The following is a 4,519-nucleotide window of genomic DNA, read 5'->3' on the forward strand; positions in this document are numbered from 1 at the left end:
CGGATTGTTTAATAAGTAGCAACATGGCAGGGGACTAGCGAATCCCAAGGTGTTATGACCTAGATAACGTTTACCCTTCGACTACGCTCAGGGTGGTTTGGTTCACATAAACTACAGATTACTCCGTTTATTTATGCTCTCTATATCTGAACGTCCGGCATTTCAAAAAAGTATTGGGGGACGGAAGTAATTGACAATTAATAATTGACAACTAACAGTTGTCAATTGTATTTTCTAGCGATAATTTGTAAATTGCAAAGCGACGGGGAAATCTTCTTGTTTAAGCCGTTGAATCACGAGTTGTAAGTCATCTTTTGATTTAGCTATTACCCGCACAGAGTCACCTTGAATTGAGGCTTGCACCTTTTTAATTTCGTCCCGAATTATCTTAGAAATTTGTTTAGCAATTTCTTGGCTAATGCCTTTTTTGAGGGTAATTTCTTGACGAACACGGCTACCGCTGGCAGATTCAACTTTGCCAAATTCAAAGATTTTTTGAGAAAGATTCCGCTTGGCGGCTTTTTCTCGCAGGATGGTATGGACTGATTCTAAGGTAAAGTCGCTGTCAGTACCAACGGTAATTTTTTCTTCGCTTAATTCGATTGTGGTTTTAGTATCTTTAAGATCGTAACGGCTTTTAACGTCTCTGATGACTTGATCAATAGTATTAACTAATTCTTGTCTATCAAAGTCGCTGACGATATCAAAGGAAAAAGAAGCAGCCATAAATAAAATTGGTAATTGGTAATTGGTAAGAGAGAAGAGGCAAAATTAAAAATCCTTATTCCCTCAGCTTAATTATTTAACTTGCATGAGACTGAGGAAAAACAGAGTTCCCGAACTAAAAGAAGCAATACCAAACATGAGTGATCTTAACAAAGGTATATTTGCAATATAGAAAATAGAGTATAGCAAACGAGCAATCAGAAAAGCGATCGCTGCATTCACTCCTTGGGGAGAATTCACTCCAGTGACATAAGCCATTAGTGCGGCTGCGGCAAAAACCATAAACCCTTCAAAGGAGTTTTCATGGGCCCATGTTGCCCGTTGGGCATAGGGAGGCAACTTGTCAAACATGGCGCGAGGTGCAGACAAATCATATCCTACTTGCACTCTAGCAAAAGCTACTAATAAATAGGGTAGATAAATGAGAATAGCCGCAACGACAATAGAGGATAAAAAAATAGCAGGTACTGGTAATAGAGATAAAGACATTCAACTAATTTAATAGGGTACTTGGTCAGGTATTGATCATTTTTGTCAATGGATAAGGGGTAATTTAGTGAAATCATTACCCTTTACCCAATGATTTTCCATCTCTATCATTAGCTTTGCAAAAACTGCCGTTCACTCTAGTCAAAGTAGAAGAGTGTTACCACTTTTCGCTGGTCTTCGGCATCACTACAAGTTTGTAGCAAAGTGCGACTATCGTGAAATGCAAAGCAGATTAGTTGTTGACAACGAGAGACGATTTCTTTGTTACATAGGTAACTCGCTTCAGCTAGGGACAAGTTATCATTACTGGGGTTTTCCACTAAGTGCATAACCTGTTCTAATTGCTGGCGCGATTCTTGGGGTTGACGTTCCAAACTTTGGGGTAAAATGACCGTGAGTAAGTTGGGATCAGCCTTGGTTGCGCCCCGGATGGCCGCAGAGTTTGTGCCTGTAGCACCAGAAGTAATGATGCGGTTGCCCGATAGAATCAGGGCATAAGTCATCATTTCAATGAGGTTCTGATGGGTAATTGGCACATGACGAGAACCTAGCAAGGCAATCCGCTTGGAACCTGTTTGCTGGATGGTTGCTAGTTCTTGGGCTAAGGTATCGAGTTTAATAGTATCTATTGACTGACTCAAAGATGAAGATCATGAGATTAAACAACCTAGACATTCTACCAAACAGCGTGTACATAGGATACTAACCAGGGTTACATTATTATTTGTTAGCAAATTACTAACGAGCTAAGTAAGTCGGCCCAATAAAATCGATATATGTTTAGTTTTGTAAAAACCGTGAAACACCCTATTTATAAGGTATTCGTTAATTTATATTTCGTTACATAGATTGATTTTTTAACGCCGACCTACTTACTAAACCCTAGAACTACTTTTGAAAATACCCATACCTCTTAATCCCCTCCAGCCGATGACGATATAACCAATTGACAATAATAAACTATTAATACCAGTTCGCAATTCCTTCCAGGCATCTTCCTGGGTTTTCTGCAACTGTTGTTGTGTTTGAGTCTGAATTTGGTTAAGTCTTTGGGTTGCTAGTTTTTGAGGGTCTGTTTGCTGGGCGATAAAATTATCAAGAGAGTTAAGATTTGTTTTATACTGCTTGAGTAGATCCTTCTGTGCCTCAGGTAATTGACTATTGCTAAGTGCCTGATTATACTTTTCGTCATCCTTAACCAGTTCATTTAGCTGGGTTCTGAGTTGCTCTTTTAATGCAGCGCGTTGTTTCTCTAGAGATGCTTTTACCTGATCATTACCAAGTTGATTTTGGAGTTGTGCTAATTGATTTTTCACTTGGTTTTCTGACTGTTCCGCTTCTTTCTCAATCCGTGCTAACCCCTCTGCCTTTACTTGATTGACGTTACTCAGATGTAGGGGAAAAATCAACAAAAATATCAGTCCTAACAAACTAGAGAGGATAAAAATTGGCAATTTTAGACCAGAAGACGAGGAACGACTACTTTCACTAGATCCACTAGATTTATTAACCCAGTATGCAATTAGAATTGCTCCCAGACCAAGCAATGGTATAATACCCTGATCTACAAGACTTCTGCACAAGTTAACTTGCCAGAGTTTATCTGTAAATTGGAAAGGGAATAATAAAAATAGACAGTCTACAGAGAAGAACAATATACAGATTATACCTATTAACTGGAGCAAGAAGGATGTGTTAGAGGATGTGTTAGAGGATGTGTTAGTAGCCATATTGGTTTACAGTGTGAATATATTAAATTAATTAGCATATTTAATGCTACAGGATTACCCGGTAAGCGTAAAGCTCAGTGTCTAGAGCTTAAATCTTTCTCGCCATTCTTCTACATTTTGTCGTAAACCTGCACCCAACCAATCATCAAACTGGGGATACAGTGGTAAACGTGGTACTAACTCCCAGCCCCCAGATTTTAAGATGTTTCTGAGTTCCTGTTCCTGTAAATGGGGATAATCAGGATTAACTTCATCCTTGGGACCTATTCCCCCTAAATCCCTCGCTCCAGCGGCTATACAAGCGAGTAACCAATTTTCATCTTTAACTAAATTCGGGGGAATCTGGATTGTAATGTCTGCTGGTAAAATTTCCCGCACTTTGGCGATAATTTCTGGTAATTGATGAGGGTTAAATGGTGGTGCGTCAAAGGTTTGCACCGTTCCGGGGCTGTGGGGTTGGAGAATTACCTCTTGAATATGATGGTAATGTGCATGAGATTCAGAAATAGCCGCTAAAGTCTCCCACCAATCTGTCTCTGTTTCCCCTATTCCTAAAAGTAACCCTGTGGTGAAGGGGATTTTTAGCTCTCCTGCCCATTGTAATTGTTGCGATCGCACTTGGGGCAATTTACTTGGTGCATGACGATGGACTGTACTTAATAGTTTTTGTGTCAACTGCTCCAACATTAACCCCATTGACACATTCACCGTTTTCAGTTTTTGCATTTCTACCCAACTCAGTGGACCAACATTGGTATGGGGTAAAAATCCCATGTCTATTGCTAAGGCACACAAATCATAAATTCGCTCAAACCAAGCTTCCCGTCTGGCTGAATGGGGATGGACTTCACCGCTCAAGATCAGGATTTCACAGACATTTTGTTTTTTAAGTTGTAAAAAAATCTCTTTAGCTTCCCCAAGAGTCAACCAAGGACTTTTACCCGGTTCAGTGCGGAAATTGCAATAAGAACAGCGGTTAAAGCACTCATAAGTGGGAACAATAGTATAAGCAGGGCTATAGGTAACAATATTTTGACTAGATAGAGACATAAACCGCGTTTACTTTGAAACCCATAGTTTTTTCTTAATTGGGTTTTATTCCCCAATCCTATACTCTTCCCTGTTCCCTGTTCCCTGTTCCCTGTTCCCTTTTGAAAAACTCCAGTTTTCAACTTGGACGAGGTTTATATAGTAGGGAGCAGGGTCTGCGCCCAAAAATGCAGGGGTTTATGAATGAAGTAGGGAGTTGCGTTCCAAGAAAATCAGAAATTATCACAAAAATAATTAATGCCTGAAACCCGCAGCCTGTCTACAATATAACCTTCTCTATGACCCAACTTACAAGATTTATTAAAAAATATTACGAAAACCCCTTTACAAATCGAAACATAAGGCTTAATATAAATTCATGAGGTAGAAACACCTACCAAAACATACATAACTCAAACGCAATTATAAACACATGACAACTACCTTACAACAGCGCGAAAGTGCTAACGTATGGAATCGCTTCTGCGAATGGATCACCAGCACTGACAACCGTTTATATATCGGTTGGTTCGGAGTATTAATGA

5 protein-coding genes and 1 pseudogene are annotated in these 4,519 nt (G+C 39.5%); 1 reads left to right on the top strand and 5 read right to left on the bottom strand.

What is annotated here, in order from left to right:
* Window positions 1–234 precede the first annotated feature (234 nt).
* The 5 genes from PN450_RS21410 to cofG form a co-directional block, all read right to left on the bottom strand.
* Window positions 235–726: a YajQ family cyclic di-GMP-binding protein gene (locus PN450_RS21410; RefSeq protein WP_015079962.1), complete on the bottom strand. Its 492-nt coding sequence runs from the start codon at window positions 724–726 to the stop codon at window positions 235–237.
* A gap of 72 nt (window positions 727–798) precedes the next feature.
* Window positions 799–1,215: an MAPEG family protein gene (locus PN450_RS21415; RefSeq protein WP_148764893.1), complete on the bottom strand. Its 417-nt coding sequence runs from the start codon at window positions 1,213–1,215 to the stop codon at window positions 799–801.
* Window positions 1,216–1,352: 137 nt separating this feature from the next.
* Window positions 1,353–1,856 (bottom strand): hypothetical protein, encoded by a 504-nt coding sequence (locus PN450_RS21420; RefSeq protein ID WP_015079960.1) that lies wholly within the window; start codon window positions 1,854–1,856, stop codon window positions 1,353–1,355.
* 234 nt (window positions 1,857–2,090) lie between these two features.
* Window positions 2,091–2,945, bottom strand: a complete 855-nt coding sequence (gene hpsJ-B / locus PN450_RS21425) for a hormogonium polysaccharide biosynthesis protein HpsJ (protein ID WP_148764891.1) — start codon at window positions 2,943–2,945, stop codon at window positions 2,091–2,093.
* 81 nt (window positions 2,946–3,026) lie between these two features.
* A complete protein-coding gene (gene cofG / locus PN450_RS21430) occupies window positions 3,027–3,995 on the bottom strand; it encodes a 7,8-didemethyl-8-hydroxy-5-deazariboflavin synthase subunit CofG (protein ID WP_271837498.1) in 969 nt (322 codons plus the stop codon).
* Window positions 3,996–4,407: 412 nt separating this feature from the next.
* Between cofG and PN450_RS21435 the strand changes: the two are divergent.
* A pseudogene (locus PN450_RS21435) lies at window positions 4,408–4,519 on the top strand (photosystem II q(b) protein); the annotation flags it as partial.

The sequence above is a fragment of the Dolichospermum lemmermannii CS-548 genome (assembly GCF_028330815.1).
Taxonomy (GTDB): domain Bacteria; phylum Cyanobacteriota; class Cyanobacteriia; order Cyanobacteriales; family Nostocaceae; genus Dolichospermum; species Dolichospermum lemmermannii.

Excerpts from the sequence above, each read along its gene's own strand:
- cofG (WP_271837498.1), bottom strand. The coding sequence starts at position 3,995 with ATGTCTCTATCTAGTCAAAATATTGTTACCTATAGCCCTGCTTATACT.
- PN450_RS21415 (WP_148764893.1), bottom strand. The coding sequence starts at position 1,215 with ATGTCTTTATCTCTATTACCAGTACCTGCTATTTTTTTATCCTCTATT.
- PN450_RS21410 (WP_015079962.1), bottom strand. The coding sequence starts at position 726 with ATGGCTGCTTCTTTTTCCTTTGATATCGTCAGCGACTTTGATAGACAA.
- hpsJ-B (WP_148764891.1), bottom strand. The coding sequence starts at position 2,945 with ATGGCTACTAACACATCCTCTAACACATCCTCTAACACATCCTTCTTG.